The sequence below is a fragment of the Brevundimonas sp. genome, assembly GCF_027484365.1.
Taxonomy (GTDB): domain Bacteria; phylum Pseudomonadota; class Alphaproteobacteria; order Caulobacterales; family Caulobacteraceae; genus Brevundimonas.
Window position 1 is genome coordinate 137394 of record NZ_JAIXTC010000019.1, and the last position, 16414, is coordinate 153807.

Here is a 16414-nt window from a genome sequence, read left to right on the forward strand (position 1 = left end):
GCCCCGTAGACCTCCGGTGCTGCCCGCCCTCCCCTCGGCGTCCGCTCCACGGCCGCTCGCCCGCCGCCCAATGGGCGCCCCAGCCGGACGGATCAGAAGGATGAGGTCTTCGCCGGCAGACGCCCGCGCTTTCGCGCGGGCGTCCTTCTTCAGCGGATCAGCAGCAGGGTCCGCCGTTGCAGCAGGCCGCGAGAAGCTCGCAGCAGGAAGCGGCGGCCTTGACCACCGAGTCGGGCGCGGCCGCGAAGGCAGCCGAGGCCGAGGTCAGCAGCACGAGGGCCGCGAGCGAAAAAGCACGTTTCATTGTTGATCTCCATGGATCGGTTTTTTGAGAAAGGATCGTCGGTGGAGATCAGGCTCGAGGAGGCGGGTCCTCCGCTTCCGGATCCACCCCGGCGAGGGGATCGACCGGCGACCAGGGACGAGGGCCGGCGGCGGGCGTCAGGGGAGCGATCGCGGCCGGCGTTGGAACGAGCCCGTGGCAGAGCACGGCGCACAGTCGGGCGCAGGTCATCTTCACGGGATCGCAGGGGCTGTCCGAGCCGGTGTCGTCGGCGGGCGCCATGGCCGTCGCCATGGGCGCGGCCGGCGTCTGCCAGGCCATGACCGGGCTCGACGCGAACAGCAGGGCGAACACGGCCAGAATGGCCGGCGCCCAGGCCGCAGTCGTTCGACGTCCGATCATCAAGCTCAATTCGTCCAGCAAGACGCCAAGGTTACAGCCCAGGTGAAGCGTGCGCCAGCCATGGCTGGCGCACGCCCCTGCGTCTTTACGTCTCCGGGTCAGCAGACTTGGCCGGCCCATGAAGAAAGTCGATCGCGCGCTGGGCGTGGGCGGCGGCGGAGAAGATCAACCGATTGTCCTGACGCAGCGCCTCGAGCCATGAGGCGAGATAGGCGGCGTGATCTTCGCGCGGCTCCAGGGCCAGCCCCAGGTCGGCGCAGAGGAAGGCGGCGCCGAGTTCGGCCACCAGTTCCTCCCGGGCGTAGCCGTCGTCTCCATGCCGACGGCGTCCGAGGTCGCGATCGAGCCGGCTGGAATGCCGGGTCCAGTGCGTCAACTCATGGCCGAGGGTGGCGTAGTAGGCTTCCGGGTCAAGGAAGCTCTCGAACACCGGCATCTGCACGAAGTCCGGTCCAGGCGCATAGAAGGCGCAGCCGCCGCCGTGGCGAACATCGGCGCCCGTCGCGGCGAAGAACGCTTCGGCTCGGGCGATCCTTTGACCGAGGTTCACGACCGGCGCGGGCGCCGGAGCGTACGAGGCCGGGAGACCCTCGATCTGTTCGACGTTGAACACGGTGTAGGCCTTCAGGAACGGAATACGTCGGGTTGCCTCCTCCCGGGTGTCGTCCTCGTCGGTGCGGACCAACGCATTGGCGTAGACGACCGTGGAGCCCTTTTCGCCCTTTCGGACATGAGCGTCCAACGCCAGCGCCTGCCGGAAGGTCATCCAGGTGGAGGACTGGAAGCCTCGGGCTGCGGCCTCGGCCCACAGCAGGACGACGTTGATGCCCCGGTAAGGCGTGCCGTCGTGTCGGAGGGGTCGGCTGACGCTCTGGGATACGACCCAGGGCCGGGTCCAGGGCCGAACGCCCGTTTCGAGCTGGGCGACGATCTGGTGGGTGATGCGGCTGTAGAGGTCGGGACGTGAGGGTTCGTTGGGGCGCGACATGGCGGCCTCCTCAGGATGGGGATTTGAAGAAGGGGCGGCGGCGCTGCCTCAGCGCCGCCGCGGCTTGGTCAGCGGGACCAGATCAGGCTGTGTCCGCCCTCGATCTCGACCAGCGAGGCGTAGATCGGCGCCGGGAAGCTGGGATCGTCGAGCTTGACCGACAGGTAGTCGCGGTTCTGCTGGCTCGTCTTCTTCCAGGCGGCGCCGAACTCGGTCTGGCCGGAGAAGATGCGGAAGTCGGGAGCCTTGTCGTCGGTCTTCTCGTTGGCCCGCAGCTGGGCCGCCTTGACGTTGAGGGTCAGGGTCTTGATCGAACCGCTGTAGCTGCCGTCCGCTTGCTGGGTGAAGGTGCCGATGGTGGCCATGGAAGTCTCTCCTTGCTGATGTCGGGCCACGCCTGCCGCGGCCTCGATGGCGATCGGCGGATCGGGGGCCGGACGGCCCGCAGGGCGAGCACGGCGAGACCCCGCAGCGCAGCGGAGGACCGGTCGCACGGCTTTCTTGCCTCGCGAGGAAGGCCGCCAGGCCGGGGAAGAAAGCCGAGCGACCGGTTGCGGAAGCCGGACGGACTTCGGTCAGATCAGGCCATTGAGAGGCCGCGCAAGGCTGGCCTGCTGCACAGGAGACAGGTGGTCACCCACGCCTGAACCACGCGGGCCAGTCACGCCGGTCGTAGGGATCATGTCGCCAATGTCGACGCAGCCTTTCGACCACGAAGGGTTCGCCAAGGCTCCACCGTTCAAGCGTCTTCTGCAGCTGCCCCCGTTCGATCAGTTCAAGCCTGGACGCCGGCCGCAGGCAGGTCGCACACCTGAAGCGCCCAGCGAACCACAACTCGCCCACGGCGACAGCGCGCGGGATCACGGGCAAGGCTCCCCCCTCGATCGACTCGGTCCTGCCGCAAGGTTCGCAGGCGATGCGCAACAGCAGCCCGTGCCGCCGTGCGGACTGCACCGTAATGAGGCGCGGCGGAGCTGGCGGCCCAAACGGTCTGTGCATCTAGAACCAGAGCTTGAGCGCAGCCAGCGAAATCGGTCCCTCGGCCTGATCCGCATTGTCGGTATAGGAGACGCACGCCACCCGATGCCCGCACCAGCACCGGAACCGATATGACGGCCCGACAGCCGGCCAGTATCGCAGCGCGCCGAAGACCGGACGCGGATCCATCAAGAGAGCATGATCACAGAGCGGACTGTCACACCGTACGACCAAGCGTCGCCCGACCCCGGGAGCTATGTCTTCTCGCGACCTTCTCCGCTCACCCTGTATCATCACGGTCCGCTCCAACCAGCCAACCGACCCGGGTCCGCTCTATGAGCGGCAGCCGATTGAGACAAGCCAGAAGTTCTCGTTATGTTCCACAATCTGTGGACACATCCGCTCCGTGCTCATCAGCCATAGCTGAATGCGCGCCAAGCCTTGGCAAGCCGTTCCCACAGCTTCGGTCTGACCGGTCTGACTTCACCGAGAAGGTCCCCGACTGCCGTCGTCGTATTCTCCTGTACCTGCCCAAGCCGCTCAAGCAGGTGCACGAGGCAAACCGCATAGGCTTTGCGCGCCGAGGGCAGATCAAGCTTTGATGATGTGGAGCCGGAATGAACCACGTCCCCCCGGGCGCTGAACAATTTCCGCACAATCTCGACCACAGGGTCAGGCTGCCCCTCTGCAGTCAGGATGTGAGCTGCCCGATCCACAATACGGGCCGTCACGCCTCCGGCGTAGCTGTCTATCAGCAGTGACTCGAACGAGACGGCCAAACTGACGATCGCCTCGTGATCCGTTCCACTGCCGGTAAAGGATCGTCTGAACCAATAGACGGAATCGCTGACCTTGGCAGCAAAACGGGTCCGAGCTGTTTTGGGCCGCGCCGGCCCAACATTGGCTCGATGGAAGTCTCCTAAAGCGGTCACGGCAGCCTCTACCCTGTCCTTCACAGCTTGGGCGGCGGCCATTGCCTCGAGCTGTAGATCCACGTTTAGGTCAGACAGTTGCGCCAACCCGGTCGCCGAGAGGTTCATCGGAACGCGACGGTACGACAGGTCGCGCCCCCCACCGGCATTCTCGAATACGAGGTAGTGCCTGATATCCAGCGTCTCACCGCTGGAGCGCGAGCTGCTGTATCGCCCGCTGGACTGTGGATCGATCAGAACCGAAAGCAGCATGACAAGTGCTGCCCCGAGCCCGAGCTTGCGCATATACTCGGATTGGTTCTCGTAGGCCCCCACCGCATACGACCGCACGCGGATCATCATCAGTGGGTTCTCGGATAACCACTTGAGCCGAGGATTGGCGTGTTCCTGAAGAAGCGCGTGGGTCGGAATGGGCGACGAGATTCCAAGAGCCAAGGCCGCTCGCTCAACGAACTCTACGGTCTTTTGGATCGACTGGGTCTGCGGCACTACGGCGATGCCTAACGCCGCGAAGGCGACATCTTCAATCTCGCGCGCGGCGAGTCGAAACCGCCGCATCACGCCATAGCCGTGGAGCGGGTAGAGAACGAACCCGGGTTCATGGAATGACTGCTGGTTCAGTTCAGCCACGGCATCGCCGACCGGATCGACAGATCCGCCGCGGATCAGCCTGAAGATCAGAGGATCGATTATCTCGATCCCGACGTGCACGTCCTGCTGATTCAGCAGCGCGTGAAGCTCGAGGCGCAAGGGCTTGATAGCCGCCTCGACCTGTTTGAACTCCCGAGTATCCTCACCAAAATTATAGACGAACTCATCAAGGTTTTCGGAACCCAGAAGCCGGTTAAGCAGAGAGGTCGTCGCGACAACCTGCTTTCGCCGTGTCGCCGTGATCGGCGCTGGACTGGGGATCATCAAACACTCGCGGGCCCGGGGTTCATGACAACATGCCTAGCGGCGAGCGACCTCCAGACCAACACCTTTGCGCCAGCGTCTGCGGCCACTCTGACCAGTTACTGCAGGGCCTTAAGCACCAATTCGACAGCCGCCTTCAGGTCGCGAACGATGAGAGCGCCAGGCACCCGTACCGTCCGGATACCGGCCGCCTCCAGGCGCTGGCTGATCTCCTCATCTTTCCGAGCGGCCTTGCCGCCTCGGTGATGCCGGGTCGAGTCGCAGAAGACCGCCAATCTCTGCTCGGGAAAGAACATATCGGCTTCGGTGATTAGCCCCGGCAGATCACTCAGATCTTGGGCCCAAAGGTCGTAGAGCGACGGATGGGCCGAGCCGTCGTCGAAAAGTAGCATCTGCAGGATCGGCGTCTGGTTCTCTCGCAGCAGGCCCTGCAGCAAGAAGAGTTCGATCGGCGATTCCGCGCCCCAGACGCGACGTGCTTGAAACGTCTCGAACGGCGAGAACATCAGCCTGGTACGGTGCCGGTGATATTTGCGGAAGGGTTTGCCCTCCCCCATGCCCATGTTGACCACGCCCACGGTATCGGGATCGAAGCCGAGTTGAAGGTAATACATGTCCGTCACCAGACCGAGCCCGTCCGGGAACGCGTTCCGCGGCTGATCACCCAGAAACACGGTGATGTTGCCCCAGCCGCCCCAGTGGCCCGTGAACGGATTGAACTCAACGTAGCAGGGCTCCTGTTGCTGGAGCACTGCATTCAGATCGATCTGGCGGACATAGTCGACGTCGACATTCGACAGAACGGTCCCGCGCTTGTTCGCGGGGACCAGCGATATCGCATACGGCACCCCCACCATGACGCCGTCGACTTCGCGAAAGGCGGCGATGCTGGTCACCACCGAGACCATCTGAAACCGCGTGCCGTTCCTCCGGTAAAGCTCGATCTCTCCGTCGGACGGACGGTCCTCGAGAACGAAGCCTGCAGCTTCCATCATCTCGCCTGTGATCGGCTGGACGCCGCCGAGGTGAAGCATGCTGAGCTTGACCCAGTCGGGTACGGTGCTGAGCTCCAAGCCGATCGGCAACGCCGGGATGACAGCGTAGTTCGGGTCCTCGATCAGATAGGCCGGCCGGTTGTCGATCATGGCGTCGACCGGCGGTTCACGCGTTGTCCGCCTCGGCCTCGCGACGCAACTGAACAAGCCGTTCTTCGCACACGGTCCTAACCAGGCCACGCAGGACCTCGACGCGCTCCGTCAACCAGGCCAGTTCTTCGGCGCTGATCTTGTAGTGCTTGGAATAGCGGGCCTTCACATAGGCCTCGCGCAGCAGTTCGAAGCAGCGGCGCTCGAACTTGGTCTCGCGCGGCCAGGCCTCCGCGAGGCGCGTGTCGATGGCCTCGGCCTTCTTCCGAAGAAAGGCGAGGTTGTGGGCCTTGCCGCTGTAGAGCGTCACCACCAGCAGGACGCAGTGATAGAGATGCTCTGCAGCTTGATGCAGGCTGAAGGCCGCGAGCTTGTTGTTGCCCCGTTCCGTGTAGAACCCTGCTCCAGCCTGAAACTCCTCCGAGCTACTGGTCCATTCCGCGAAGAATCCTTCGGCTTCGATCAAGGCGGCCTGAGCCTTGATATCAGCTGGCTTGTGCAGCTTGGCGCCGGGCGTATCGAATAGGAGCACACCGTCGCGCAGGATGTCCGCAAAGAAGTAGCGGCCTCGATCCAACTGCTGGTTCACATCATCCAGACTGTGAACGATGATACTAACCGGCGTTCGGATTTCCCCCTCCCCGGGCATGGTCCGATTGGTCGCGTCGTGCCAGAACTCTCCGTCCGTGAGGTCTTCGTGGTCGACCACGACCAACAGGTCGAAGTCTGAGAAGTAACGCCCGACCGGGTCGTGGACCCAGTCGCCACGCGCGTATGATCCGTACAGAATGACCTTGAGGATCTTCCCGTTTTTCAGACGCGCCGCCCGACGCGTCGAGATCGCCTCCGCAAAGGAGTCGTGGATGACCTCGACCACACGGCGCAACTCGACCTGCTTACGCAGCGGCAGATGATCGAGGCTCTTCTTCATGGCCAGAGTCTCTCCGAAGGCGGGCTCAGCGGCAAGTCCTGCATTCGAGAGCGCTCAACCGTCGGTATCGCGCACCCCATATGTGGATAGGTTAACATCCCCTTGCCCCAACATCTGGTGTCGAGTAGCGTGGAAGACCGCGCAGGGCTGTTGGGGAGCAAGCTTATCGCGCGACGGCCTAAGGAAGGGAGCGTCGTGGCGTTATCTACAGTCAGTGAAGCGAGTCGGTCGGAAGGCCAAGTGACTCCTTCGATCTCCGTCGCGCCGACGATGGATGTCGCGCAGTTCATGCGTCTGTTTCAGATGCGGGCGACGCAAGTCATGTGGTTGCTCGGGGCAGGCGCGTCCCGCACGGCTGGCATCAAGACAGCTTGGGACGTCATCTGGGATCTCAAGCAAAAGCTCTACTGTTCACAGAAAAAGCTAGCTCTCGGGGCCATTACCGACCTCAGCGATATGGTGGTTCAGAGGAAGATTCAGGACCACTTCGACAGCTTGGGCTCCTTCCCAGCGGCAGGCGCCGAGGATGAATACTCGGCCTATTTCGAAGCCGCCTATCCGTCCGCCCGGGATCGCCGACAGTACCTGGACGGCATCATCGAGGACGCGAAGCCTTCCTTCGGTCATCGGGCGCTCGCTTTGCTGATGCGAGAAGACCTGACGCGCACGGTTTGGACGACGAATTTCGACAAGCTCGTCGAAGACAGCGTCGCCAAGCTCTATGAGAGCACCGGCCGGCTTACAGTCGCCGATCTGGGCGAGCCTTCGAAACTGCAGCGCGCCATACAGGAGAGCCGCTGGCCCGTTCTGGGCAAGTTGCATGGCGACTTTCATTCCCAACGGCTCAAGAACACGAGCGACGAACTTCGAGACCAGGATGCGGCCATGAGGCAGGCGTTCGTGGGGGCTTGCCAAGGCAACGGCCTCGCCGTGGTCGGTTACAGTGGTCGCGATGCGTCGATCATCGCGGCTCTCACGGACGCCATCAACGGAGGCGCTGGTTTCCCCGGAGGCCTGTTCTGGTTCAAGCGGTCCATGGAGACTCCGTTCGACGGCGTCACCGCCGTGATGAAGGCGGCGACGGACGCCGGGATCGAAGCCTTCTTCGTCGAGGTTGAGACGTTCGACGAATTGATGTCGGACCTGGTCCGTTTTCTGCCGACAACGACCGGCAAAGTCGACGCCATCGGCGAGGCTGATCGGCCCAGGTTGGGAAAGGCACCCCTCCGCGCGATCGGCACCAAGTTTCCGGTGGTCCGGACCAATGCCTTGCCGATCATATCCTGGCCTGCATCCTGCCGACTGGTGGCGTGCACCATCGGAGGTGTCTCGGAGGTCGTTGCCGCGGTGAAGGAAGCCGGCGTCGATCTCGATGTCAATCGGGTCCGCGCCGGCGTTCTGGCCTTCGGTAGAGATGCGGACCTTCGCCGGGCGCTGGCGACCCGCGAGATCACCAGCCTGGAAACCTATGCCATCTCGCCGGCGCGCCTCCGCTACGAGAGCGGTGAGCGGACGCTGGTGCGAGACGCTCTTGTCCGGGCGCTTGGCCAGCGCGAAACCCTGACCATCGACCGTCGAGGCCGCCGCATCCTGCTGCGGCCGGCCCCAAGCGTCGGGACAGCGCTGTTCAACAGGACGATCGCCTCAGTCGAACGTCTGGCTGGCGTTGTCCCGGGAACGACCGTGGCCTGGAGCGAGGCCTGCGAGATCAGGCTGGACTGGAAGCTGGACGCGCTCTGGCTACTGCTAGAACCGCGCGTTGTTCTGGAACTTGAGGACGGCATGGCTGACGATATGGTGGCGAAAGCCAAGGACTGGGTGCGCGAACGCCGCGCGCAGCGACGCAACAAGCACGCCAACAGTATGCTGGACGGTTGGATCGAACTGATCGTCGGCGCGTCAGCCTCAGTTCGCCTGCGTTCGTTTGGAATCTCCGACGGCGCGGATGCCGACTTCGAGATTGCCCGAACCACCGGCTTCAGCGGGAGGGCTCCGCAATGACCGCCCCCTACAAGCTTCCCGGGCACACGCAGTTTCCAGAACCCCAGCTTCGCTTCGGCGGCATGTCCGATCAGAACACGGATATCCACCCCTTGCTGGGTCTTTCCCGCTTCGGACCTTACAGCCGCGATCGGTTGTCGGGCGTGGCCAGCCCGATCCGGATCGCCATGATCGCCCCTGCGGGCGGTGTCGATCGATTGGACCGATTGATGCAGGAGTTGGACCAGCCGCATCGGCCGAAGGAGCGGAAGGCCTACCTTCCGGACTATCCCGGCTTCTCAAAGCTATTCGGCGTCAGTCTCGCCAAGGCCGTCGGGCCGACCGCCATCGAACTTCCAGCGGATCTGCAACGGCAGATGGCCGCTTCGGCGCGTCCGCACCAGATACTGGCTGATGCGATAACACGAGCGCTTTTCGCGCTCCGCAATGTCCGGACGGAGTTCGACATCGTCTTGATCCATGTCGATCGAAGCTGGTCAGACGGCTTTCGAACGACCGATGGTGAGGACTTCGACCTGCGACATCATCTCAAAGCCGTCGCTGCCTCGGAGGGCATCTGCATCCAAATCGTCCGGGACGAGGGTGCCTTGGGCTACTATTGCCGGTGCAGCGTCGCCTGGCGGTTGGGCGTCGCCCTCTACACCAAGGCCGGAGGGACTCCATGGGTCTTGGCCGATGTGGAGCCGGGAACCGCATTTATCGGCATCGACTATGCAATGCGATCCGAGGCCGGGCCGGCATCGCGCTATGCGATCTGCTGCAGTCAGGTCTTTGACGCGGAAGGTTCCGGCATGGAGTTCGTCGCCTATGAAGCCAACGACGTTCGCATGTTCGGCAAGAACCCCTTTCTGCGCCGCGACCAAATGCTGAAGGTCATCTCGCGCAGCCTTCTGATCTACCAGCGCAAGCATGCAGGGCAGTCTCCACGGCGTGTGGTCGTCCACAAGAACACGGAATTCAAACCTGAAGAAGTCGAGGGGTGTTTCGACGCTCTTCCTCGAACCGACGCGATCGACCTCGTTCACGTCCAACAAAGCAGTGGATGGCGGGGGACGTTTATTCCGGAGCCGAAAAAGCCCCACGGCTATCCCGTTCATCGTGGCACCGCTCTCCAGCTGGGTCCCTATGAAGCTCTGCTTTGGACCCAGGGTAATCTGCCCGTTGTCGCCAATGATCGTGACTACTTCAAAGAGGGCAAAGGCATACCTGAACCGCTCATGCTAGTTCGTCACGCAGGAAACGGACCGATGGATGAGCTTTGTCGGCAGACCTTGGGCCTGACCAAGATGGACTGGAATAATGATGGTCCCTACGATCGGCTGCCGGTCACCCTTAACTTCGCGCAGACTTTGGCCAAGGTCATTATCCGAATGCCATCTCTAGAACCGCGCTCTTATCCGTTTCGGTTATTCATGTAGCGACAGCAATCGCTGCGCTACTCGGATCTGGGTTGGCCCCACTTAGGCAACCCCGGTCAGCAAACCCCACAGCTTAGCAGCCCCGACGATGGCGCCGAAGACCGGCGCAACCGCGGCGCAAGCTGCTATCGCCGGATGCTCCCTGATCCAAGCCACGGCCCCGCCGATGCCTCCCAAGCCATCGAACATGCCCGCGTGGGTCTTCAGGGTGCCTTCGTTGGCCTTGGTGGCGATCGCATACATCAGGTCGACCTTGTTCAGCAGGGATCGATCCACAGTTGCGAAGTCTCGACGCCGCAGGGCGGCGGCCTGATCCGCGCCGTCGATCAGATGCTTCATGGCCAGCCCATTTCGGGCCGCCAAGGAACGCAGCCTGTTCTCGATGTCGGCGTAGCCGTCGCCGTAAAGATCGATCATGCGGGCGGCGAGATCGAGCCGCTGGGCATCCGGAACGGACAGCGGCTGCCCACCCAGCAGACGATGACGGTTTTCCAGCGCCGGAAACCCGAACGTGGCGTTTCGCATGTTCCAGTGCAGCCAGTAGGTGCCGTTCAGTTTGTGAGCCACGAAGTCGTAGAACGCGTCGAGGACAGCCTTCTCCGCACGATCAAGGTCCTGGGCCGTAGCCGTCGCCGGATCGAGGCCCGCACGGCGCAAGCTCGTCTCGATTTCGAAGCTTTGCGTCGCGCCCGTCCCGAGGTTGCGTGCCGCGATAGCGGTGATCCGCCGGTCCGGCGACTCAAAGCCCTCACAGGCATAATGCAGCACATAGGCATGCGATCGCGATTGCATGGCCCGCCCCATGTCTTCGCGGGCGGCTTTCCGGCGAGTTGGCGTCGTAGTCATCAGTCGGCCTTCCCGGTCGGACGCCGCTTGGGCGCGCTCTTGTGAACGGCCAAGCTACGAGCCTTGGCCGCCGTTGCCGCGGCGTCCTTCAGATCCTTGGTCACGGCTTCGAGACGCGCCACCAGCGGGGTCAAATCATAGCGGTTCGAGGTCTGGCCTCCGTGCGCCCTGTGACGCGCTTCGGACATGATCAAACCGCGCGACTCCAATCGGCGCAGTGCGCGCTGGATGGTCTTTTCAGAGACGCCCAGCAGGCCGGCAAGCTTGGCCTTGGACGGCCAGGGCATATCGTCAGGCTTCCACCAGAAATCGATCAGGCAGACCAGTACCGCCAGTTCCGATGCACGGATGCCCAGACCCGGGAGGGTTTGCAGCAGTACGGACGGCACGACCGTGAAACCGCCGTCGAGGCTGGACTTCCACTTCTGCCGCAGAACCTTATCGCTTTCGGGCTTCGCCCGCCTGTCGGCCAAGCGGATGACCTTGGCCTCTTCCTCGTCGTCACTCATTGTACTTTCCCGTTAGGCAGCGTGCCTATGATACAAAGATGCGACCGATCCTCGAGGAATTCCAGCACTCGGGCGGGTTTTTGCTGGGTCATCTGCGTCTCGGGGGCCGAGACACATTCGTCTCCCCGCCCTCCCCACCGATGACCCAGGAATCAGGACCCGTTGCCCAGCATCCGGGTCGAACGACGCCCATGACTCCGGGACCCCAAGTCAGATTGACCCGGGGCTCAAGCTTTACAGTAGAGTTTGTGCGTTCTCAGAACGAAAAAAGACCGCGCGCCCCCAAAGGGCGCGCGGCGAGTTTTCGTATCGAGGACGCTATTCAGCGGCGAACGAATAGGCGTCGTCGTCACGCGGATCGTCCGCGCCCTCATCCCCCGGCTCCGCTGCATCCGACACCGTTCGCAGCACAGACGGCAACCAGCCCTTGCCGTCCACCAGCCGCTCCGCCGCCTCGGCCATGTCGCCTTTCTTGAACCCGGCGATCCGCCCCGCCTCCTCCGGATTCACGGCCTCTGTCACCGCCTCCAGCACCCGCGCCTTGGACACGCGGGCGAAGAAGCTGGCCGCCGTCGCCGTCCACGTCCCGGCCATGTCGAGCCCGACCGCCGTCGCCAGCGTCTCGGCCTGCGCCAAGGCGCCGGGCCGCCGGTCGTGCGGATCGCGCACGGCGTAGAGGCCGACCCCGGCGCAGCAGGCCATCAGGTCCAGTTGCTCGGACGGCGGCAACGCCGCAACCACGCCCCAGAGGTCTTCCGGGCGCTCGGGCAGGCGCGCCCCCCACGCCTCGCACCGGTCGCGGACCCGGCGACCGGCGGGGCCGTCGTCCACCCCCGGCGCCAGCCGCTCCAATCCGGTGGTCGTCAGCCGAAGCTGCAACGGCGTCCAGACGCCATAGGTCGGATAGAAGACCTGCAGGGCGAGCGCGTGGACCACCGTCACCAGCGCCGCATTCACATCGGCCTGCACCGCGTCGCGCAGCCCCATGGTCTTGTGGGCGGTCAGGTCGATCAGCAGACGATCCGACAAGGCCGAGGGCGCCTCGTCCTCGGCGGCCTCCACCTCGGAGCCCGGCCGGTTGCCCGCACCCTCGTCCGCCGCCTCGTCCTCCTGCCACGGCGACGGCGGATCGGCGGGCACGTCCTCGACGCGGACCAGTCCGCGCTCGAACCGGGCGAGGCCGTCGTGACCCAGCGTCACCACCACCCCCGCCCGCGCCCTGGCCTCGTCGGCGTAGGCGAAGTCCGGACCGAAGGCCTGCAAGGCCTTGTCGATCTCCTCCAGCCGCGCATCCGCCTCCGGCGACAGCCCCTCCACCCCCGCCTCGGAGACGATGCCGTCGTATTCCTCGGACAGGGCCACGATCTCGGCGGCGTCCGCCTCCGACCGTTCGACCGCCACCGGATAGACCCGTCCGAACGCCGAGACGTCGGGATAGTCGAGACTGGTCTCGGCCCATTTCCAACCCTCGCGCTCGCGCGCTTCGTCGGCCAGCCCGGCCAGCTTCTCGCCGACCAGCCGGTCCAGCAGGACCACGTCCTCCAGCCAGCCGCCGCCATCCTCGGTGAACAGGTCCCGAAGCACGTCGCCGCCCGCCTCGGCGTAGGCCTCGACGCCGACGAAGCGGACGCGCCGGTCATCGACCCGCACCTTGGCCTCGGTCATGGCGCGCCGGATGGCGTAGGCCGGGGTGTGGGGCCCGATCTGCTCGAACACCTGCCGCTGACGGTCCTGATCAGCGCTGACACAGAAGGCCATCAACTGTTCGAGCGCCAGCGCTCCCTCCCGATAGGCCGCCATCAGCCCGGGCGCCGCCGCCCCCAGCCGAAGCCGTTGACGCACCACCTGAGCCGAGACCCCGAACCGGGCGCCGATCTCTTCTGGTCCATAGCCCTTCTCCAAGGCGAGCCGCTGGAAGGCCTCGAACTGGTCGGCGGGGTGCATGGCTTCGCGAGTGATGTTCTCGTCGAGGCTGATTTCATGGGCGTCGTTCTCCGCGTCCACGAGGCACCGCACCGGATGGGTCCGCTTGATCGCCTTGCGCTTGGCCAGCAGCCGAAGCCCCTGACGGCGCCCTTCGCCGATGGTGACGAGGTAGTTCCCGGTCGGGGCGCCCTCCCCGTCCCGCTCGATCTCGACCACGGGCGGCTGCAACACCCCCTTGACCTTGATCGAGGCCGCGAAGGCCTCGATGGTCGCCGGACTGTGCGGGGTCTTCCTCGCATTCTTCGGCGAGGCCTTGAGCCGGTTCAACGGCACGATGATCTCGGCGCCGTGCTGCGGCGCATCGGCCTGCCCGACCTTGGCCGGGGTCGCGACGGCTTGGATGGATTGGGTGGTCATGTCTGCCTCCTTTGGGCTTGGGTTGCAGGCACGCGAACTGCGCGCCTGAAACCCTGCCCGTCGGCGAGACCGGGGTAGCAAGGGCCAGGGCGGACCGGCCGGAGGGGGATCGCCCGACCTGCACAAGCCTCGTCGCCCAGACATCCATGACCATCATTGCCGGCGCGGAAGGTCGGGGAGACCGGCCGGTCCGGCGGCGCAGCCGCGAACCCTGTCCCGCGCGAGGGCGGAGCCCTTAGCGCTCGGCCGTGCGATGCGCCGCTGCGCGCCTTTGCTTCGGGCTCGTCTGTCGTCCTGCGGCGTCAGGGGCCGTTGACGGGCCCGCCTGACGGGCCGATCAAGACGTCATCCTTCCGGGAGAACGAAGATGAGATTGACCACCGTCGCTGCGGCCGCCGCCGCCCTGCTGGCGCTCAGCGCCGGCGCCGTCGTCGCGGCGGAAGCCTGCGCCTGTTGCAAGGACATGGCGCCCGGCGCCGCCATGGAATGCTGTGATGAGATTAAGGCCGACGATCAGGCCCCGGAACCCGCGCCTGCGCCCGCGCCCGCACCAGCCCCGCAAGCACCGCAAGGCGACGCTCCGCACACGGGCCACACGCCCGGCTGACACCCTGCGGAAAGCCCTTTGGATCGCCTCGCCATGACCACGGTCTTGAACCTGCCTCGCCGCTCGCTTCTCGCGGGACTGACCCTCAGCGCCCTGGCCGGCCCGGCCCTCGCCGCGCCCCCGAAACGCATGACCGCCTACAAGACGCCCTGGTGCGGTTGCTGCGGCGGCTGGATCGCCCACATGCGCCAAGCCGGCTGGACCGTCGAGGTGGTCGAGCGCGAGGACCTGGCCCCGATCCGGGCCCAGCACGGAATCCCGGACCGGCTGGCTTCCTGCCATACGGCGGTCGTCGGCGCCTACGCCATCGAGGGCCATGTCCCGGCCGGCGACGTCGACCGGCTACTCAGCGAGCGTCCCGCCGCCAGGGCCTTGAGCGCGCCCGGCATGCCGGCGGGCTCGCCGGGCATGGAGGCCGCCGGGCGCGAGCCCTTTACGACCGTCCTGATCCTCAACGACGGCTCAACCCGCGTGTTCGGCCGTCACAACGGCGCCTGACGCAGAGGATGGCGGAACCGCCGCCTGATCTCCAGCCGTCCGGCGGGAGCGAGGCGGATTGAGCCAGGTCTGGACCGGACGGTCGAACCCGTAGCGGAACACGGCCGCCGCCGCGAAGGCGCCGGCGAAGCCGACGGACCACAGCGCCCAGCGCGCGCCCGACGACAGGGCGTCCTGACCCATCGCGTCGAGCAGGCCGAACCAGACGATGCGGGTGACCTCATTGGTCAGGAACATCGAGAACGACATCAGGGCCAGATGTTCGATCAGGCGCGAGGGCCGGCGCACCGGCACGGCCCCGGCGGCCCAGATGATCGCCGTCATCAGGCCCAGGGACAGCAGGCTGAAGGCGCCGAAGGTCTGAAGGAGCACGAGGGCGACGGCGGCGCCGGCCCCAATCATCCCGGCCATGCGGGGCGCGACATAGACACGCGCGCCGTAGAAGGCCGCCGCGACGCCCAGCAGGAACAGCGGCAGGGCGCGCAGGATGCCGTAGCGCATCGGCAGGCGGTAGATCGGATCGCCGAGCCAGAGCGAGGCGGCGAGATCGGCGACCACGACCAGGACCGTCGCGCCGATCAACACCAGGGCCGGCGGCCACCGCCACAGGGCGCGGCAGATCCACGGCAGGAGCAGGTAGCAGCCGATCAGGGCCGAGAGGGTCCAGGTCGGGGCGTTCCACCCCTGCCCGCCCGGCACGCCATAGGCCTGGACCAGCAGCACCTGGGCCGGCAGCTGCGACCAGTCGAACCAGCGTGGATTGCTGGGCGCGATCCCCGCCAAGGCGGCGCCGCCGACGATCGCCACGAGAATCAGGCTGACGACGAGGTGGGCCGGAATGACCCGCAGCAGGCGCTGGCGCGCATAGGCGCGCAGCGACGCCTGTCCGGACGCCAGGCGGTCTCCATAGATGCGGGCCAGGACATAGCCGGAGTCGATGATGAAGAAGTCGGTGAGCAGATAGCCGCGGTCGAACACCGGATGCAGCTGCGGCAGCGGGACCGGCGAGGCCTCGCGGAAATGGTATAGGATGATCAGCGCGCCGACGATGAAGCGGAGCGCGTCCAGCCCGCCGCCGCGGGCGATGCGCGGCGGGGTCGGGTTCATCGGCTCGTCGGCGGCGCGAGACATGCCGGACCCTAGTCCCAGAGCGGCCAAGGAAAGGTTAGCGCCCCGTCCACCGTGGGCCGACGGACTCTCAGTCCTCCGCCTTGTCCACTACGACCGGCTGGGCGACGGTCGCATGCCGATGAGGGGGTATAAAGATGTCGGCTTGGGCGGCGAACAGGCCGGCCGATCCGATCAACCAGAGCACGCCGATCGCGCCGGCGATCATCCGTCCTCCGCGGTCCTGAGGCCCCAGAGTCAGACAGGCGACGCCGACGCCCCCCAGGATCACGGCATAGCCCAGATACACCGGAACGCCGTGAGACCCGGACAGGATGAAGGCGAGGCAGAAGACGACGCCGGCCGCAAGGAGGCCTGCGACCCCGGCGACGACCAGATCGAGAGCCAGGATCGGCGTGGGCGCGGGCTTCGGCCGCGACCGCCTGATCTTGACGCGGCCCTCCTTCCAGCGGATGTCGCGACTTCGGACGGTGAAACGTTTGCCGGCCAC

16 protein-coding genes are annotated in these 16414 nt (G+C 65.4%); 4 read left to right on the top strand and 12 right to left on the bottom strand.

Features of this window, described 5'->3' with window-relative positions; genetic code table 11:
• Positions 1-157 precede the first annotated feature (157 nt).
• The 7 genes from Q0044_RS10100 to Q0044_RS10130 all read right to left on the bottom strand — a co-directional run bounded on the left by Q0044_RS10100 (position 158) and on the right by Q0044_RS10130 (position 6574).
• Positions 158-304, bottom strand: a complete 147-nt coding sequence (locus tag Q0044_RS10100) for a hypothetical protein (protein ID WP_169802110.1) — start codon at positions 302-304, stop codon at positions 158-160.
• 48 nt (positions 305-352) lie between these two features.
• The gene (locus Q0044_RS10105) at positions 353-685 is read right to left on the bottom strand and encodes a hypothetical protein (protein ID WP_298161944.1); all 333 of its coding nucleotides are present in this window, start codon (positions 683-685) and stop codon (positions 353-355) included.
• Between the two features lie 85 nt (positions 686-770).
• The gene (locus Q0044_RS10110) at positions 771-1673 is read right to left on the bottom strand and encodes an ArdC family protein (RefSeq protein ID WP_298161946.1); all 903 of its coding nucleotides are present in this window, start codon (positions 1671-1673) and stop codon (positions 771-773) included.
• A gap of 68 nt (positions 1674-1741) precedes the next feature.
• Positions 1742-2038: a DUF736 domain-containing protein gene (locus Q0044_RS10115; RefSeq protein WP_207931433.1), complete on the bottom strand. Its 297-nt coding sequence runs from the start codon at positions 2036-2038 to the stop codon at positions 1742-1744.
• Positions 2039-3064: 1026 nt separating this feature from the next.
• On the bottom strand, positions 3065-4498 hold the full coding sequence (locus tag Q0044_RS10120) for a HEPN domain-containing protein (RefSeq protein ID WP_298161947.1): 1434 nt from the start codon (positions 4496-4498) through the stop codon (positions 3065-3067).
• Between the two features lie 98 nt (positions 4499-4596).
• The gene (locus Q0044_RS10125; RefSeq protein ID WP_298161948.1) at positions 4597-5643 is read right to left on the bottom strand and encodes a putative endonuclease domain-containing protein; all 1047 of its coding nucleotides are present in this window, start codon (positions 5641-5643) and stop codon (positions 4597-4599) included.
• Between the two features lie 16 nt (positions 5644-5659).
• Positions 5660-6574, bottom strand: a complete 915-nt coding sequence (locus Q0044_RS10130; RefSeq protein ID WP_298161949.1) for a HEPN domain-containing protein — start codon at positions 6572-6574, stop codon at positions 5660-5662.
• Positions 6575-6814: 240 nt separating this feature from the next.
• Here Q0044_RS10130 and Q0044_RS10135 point away from each other — a divergent pair, with 240 nt between their 5' ends.
• Positions 6815-8575, top strand: a complete 1761-nt coding sequence (locus Q0044_RS10135) for an SIR2 family protein (RefSeq protein WP_298161950.1) — start codon at positions 6815-6817, stop codon at positions 8573-8575.
• Positions 8572-9993 (top strand): argonaute/piwi family protein, encoded by a 1422-nt coding sequence (locus Q0044_RS10140; protein WP_298161951.1) that lies wholly within the window; start codon positions 8572-8574, stop codon positions 9991-9993. The genes Q0044_RS10135 and Q0044_RS10140 overlap by 4 nt, the downstream gene beginning before the upstream one ends.
• A 42-nt stretch (positions 9994-10035) precedes the next feature.
• Here the strand turns inward: Q0044_RS10140 and Q0044_RS10145 are convergent, their stop codons facing one another.
• The 3 genes from Q0044_RS10145 to Q0044_RS10155 all read right to left on the bottom strand — a co-directional run bounded on the left by Q0044_RS10145 (position 10036) and on the right by Q0044_RS10155 (position 13691).
• A complete protein-coding gene (locus tag Q0044_RS10145; protein WP_298161952.1) occupies positions 10036-10839 on the bottom strand; it encodes a hypothetical protein in 804 nt (267 codons plus the stop codon).
• Positions 10839-11348, bottom strand: coding sequence for a helix-turn-helix domain-containing protein (locus tag Q0044_RS10150; protein WP_298161954.1), 510 nt, complete (start codon positions 11346-11348; stop codon positions 10839-10841). The genes Q0044_RS10145 and Q0044_RS10150 overlap by 1 nt, the downstream gene beginning before the upstream one ends.
• A 318-nt stretch (positions 11349-11666) precedes the next feature.
• On the bottom strand, positions 11667-13691 hold the full coding sequence (locus Q0044_RS10155; RefSeq protein ID WP_298161955.1) for a ParB/RepB/Spo0J family partition protein: 2025 nt from the start codon (positions 13689-13691) through the stop codon (positions 11667-11669).
• A 367-nt stretch (positions 13692-14058) separates the two neighbouring features.
• Between Q0044_RS10155 and Q0044_RS10160 the strand changes: the two genes are divergently transcribed.
• Complete coding sequence (locus Q0044_RS10160) at positions 14059-14298, top strand: ammonium transporter family protein (protein ID WP_298161956.1); 240 nt, start codon at positions 14059-14061, stop codon at positions 14296-14298.
• A 33-nt stretch (positions 14299-14331) separates the two neighbouring features.
• A complete protein-coding gene (locus tag Q0044_RS10165) occupies positions 14332-14796 on the top strand; it encodes a DUF411 domain-containing protein (protein WP_298161957.1) in 465 nt (154 codons plus the stop codon).
• Here the strand turns inward: Q0044_RS10165 and Q0044_RS10170 are convergent.
• On the bottom strand, positions 14761-15927 hold the full coding sequence (locus Q0044_RS10170; protein WP_298161958.1) for an acyltransferase family protein: 1167 nt from the start codon (positions 15925-15927) through the stop codon (positions 14761-14763). The genes Q0044_RS10165 and Q0044_RS10170 overlap by 36 nt on opposite strands.
• A gap of 67 nt (positions 15928-15994) precedes the next feature.
• Entirely contained in the window at positions 15995-16414 is a 420-nt protein-coding gene (locus Q0044_RS10175; protein ID WP_298161960.1) for a hypothetical protein, read from the bottom strand.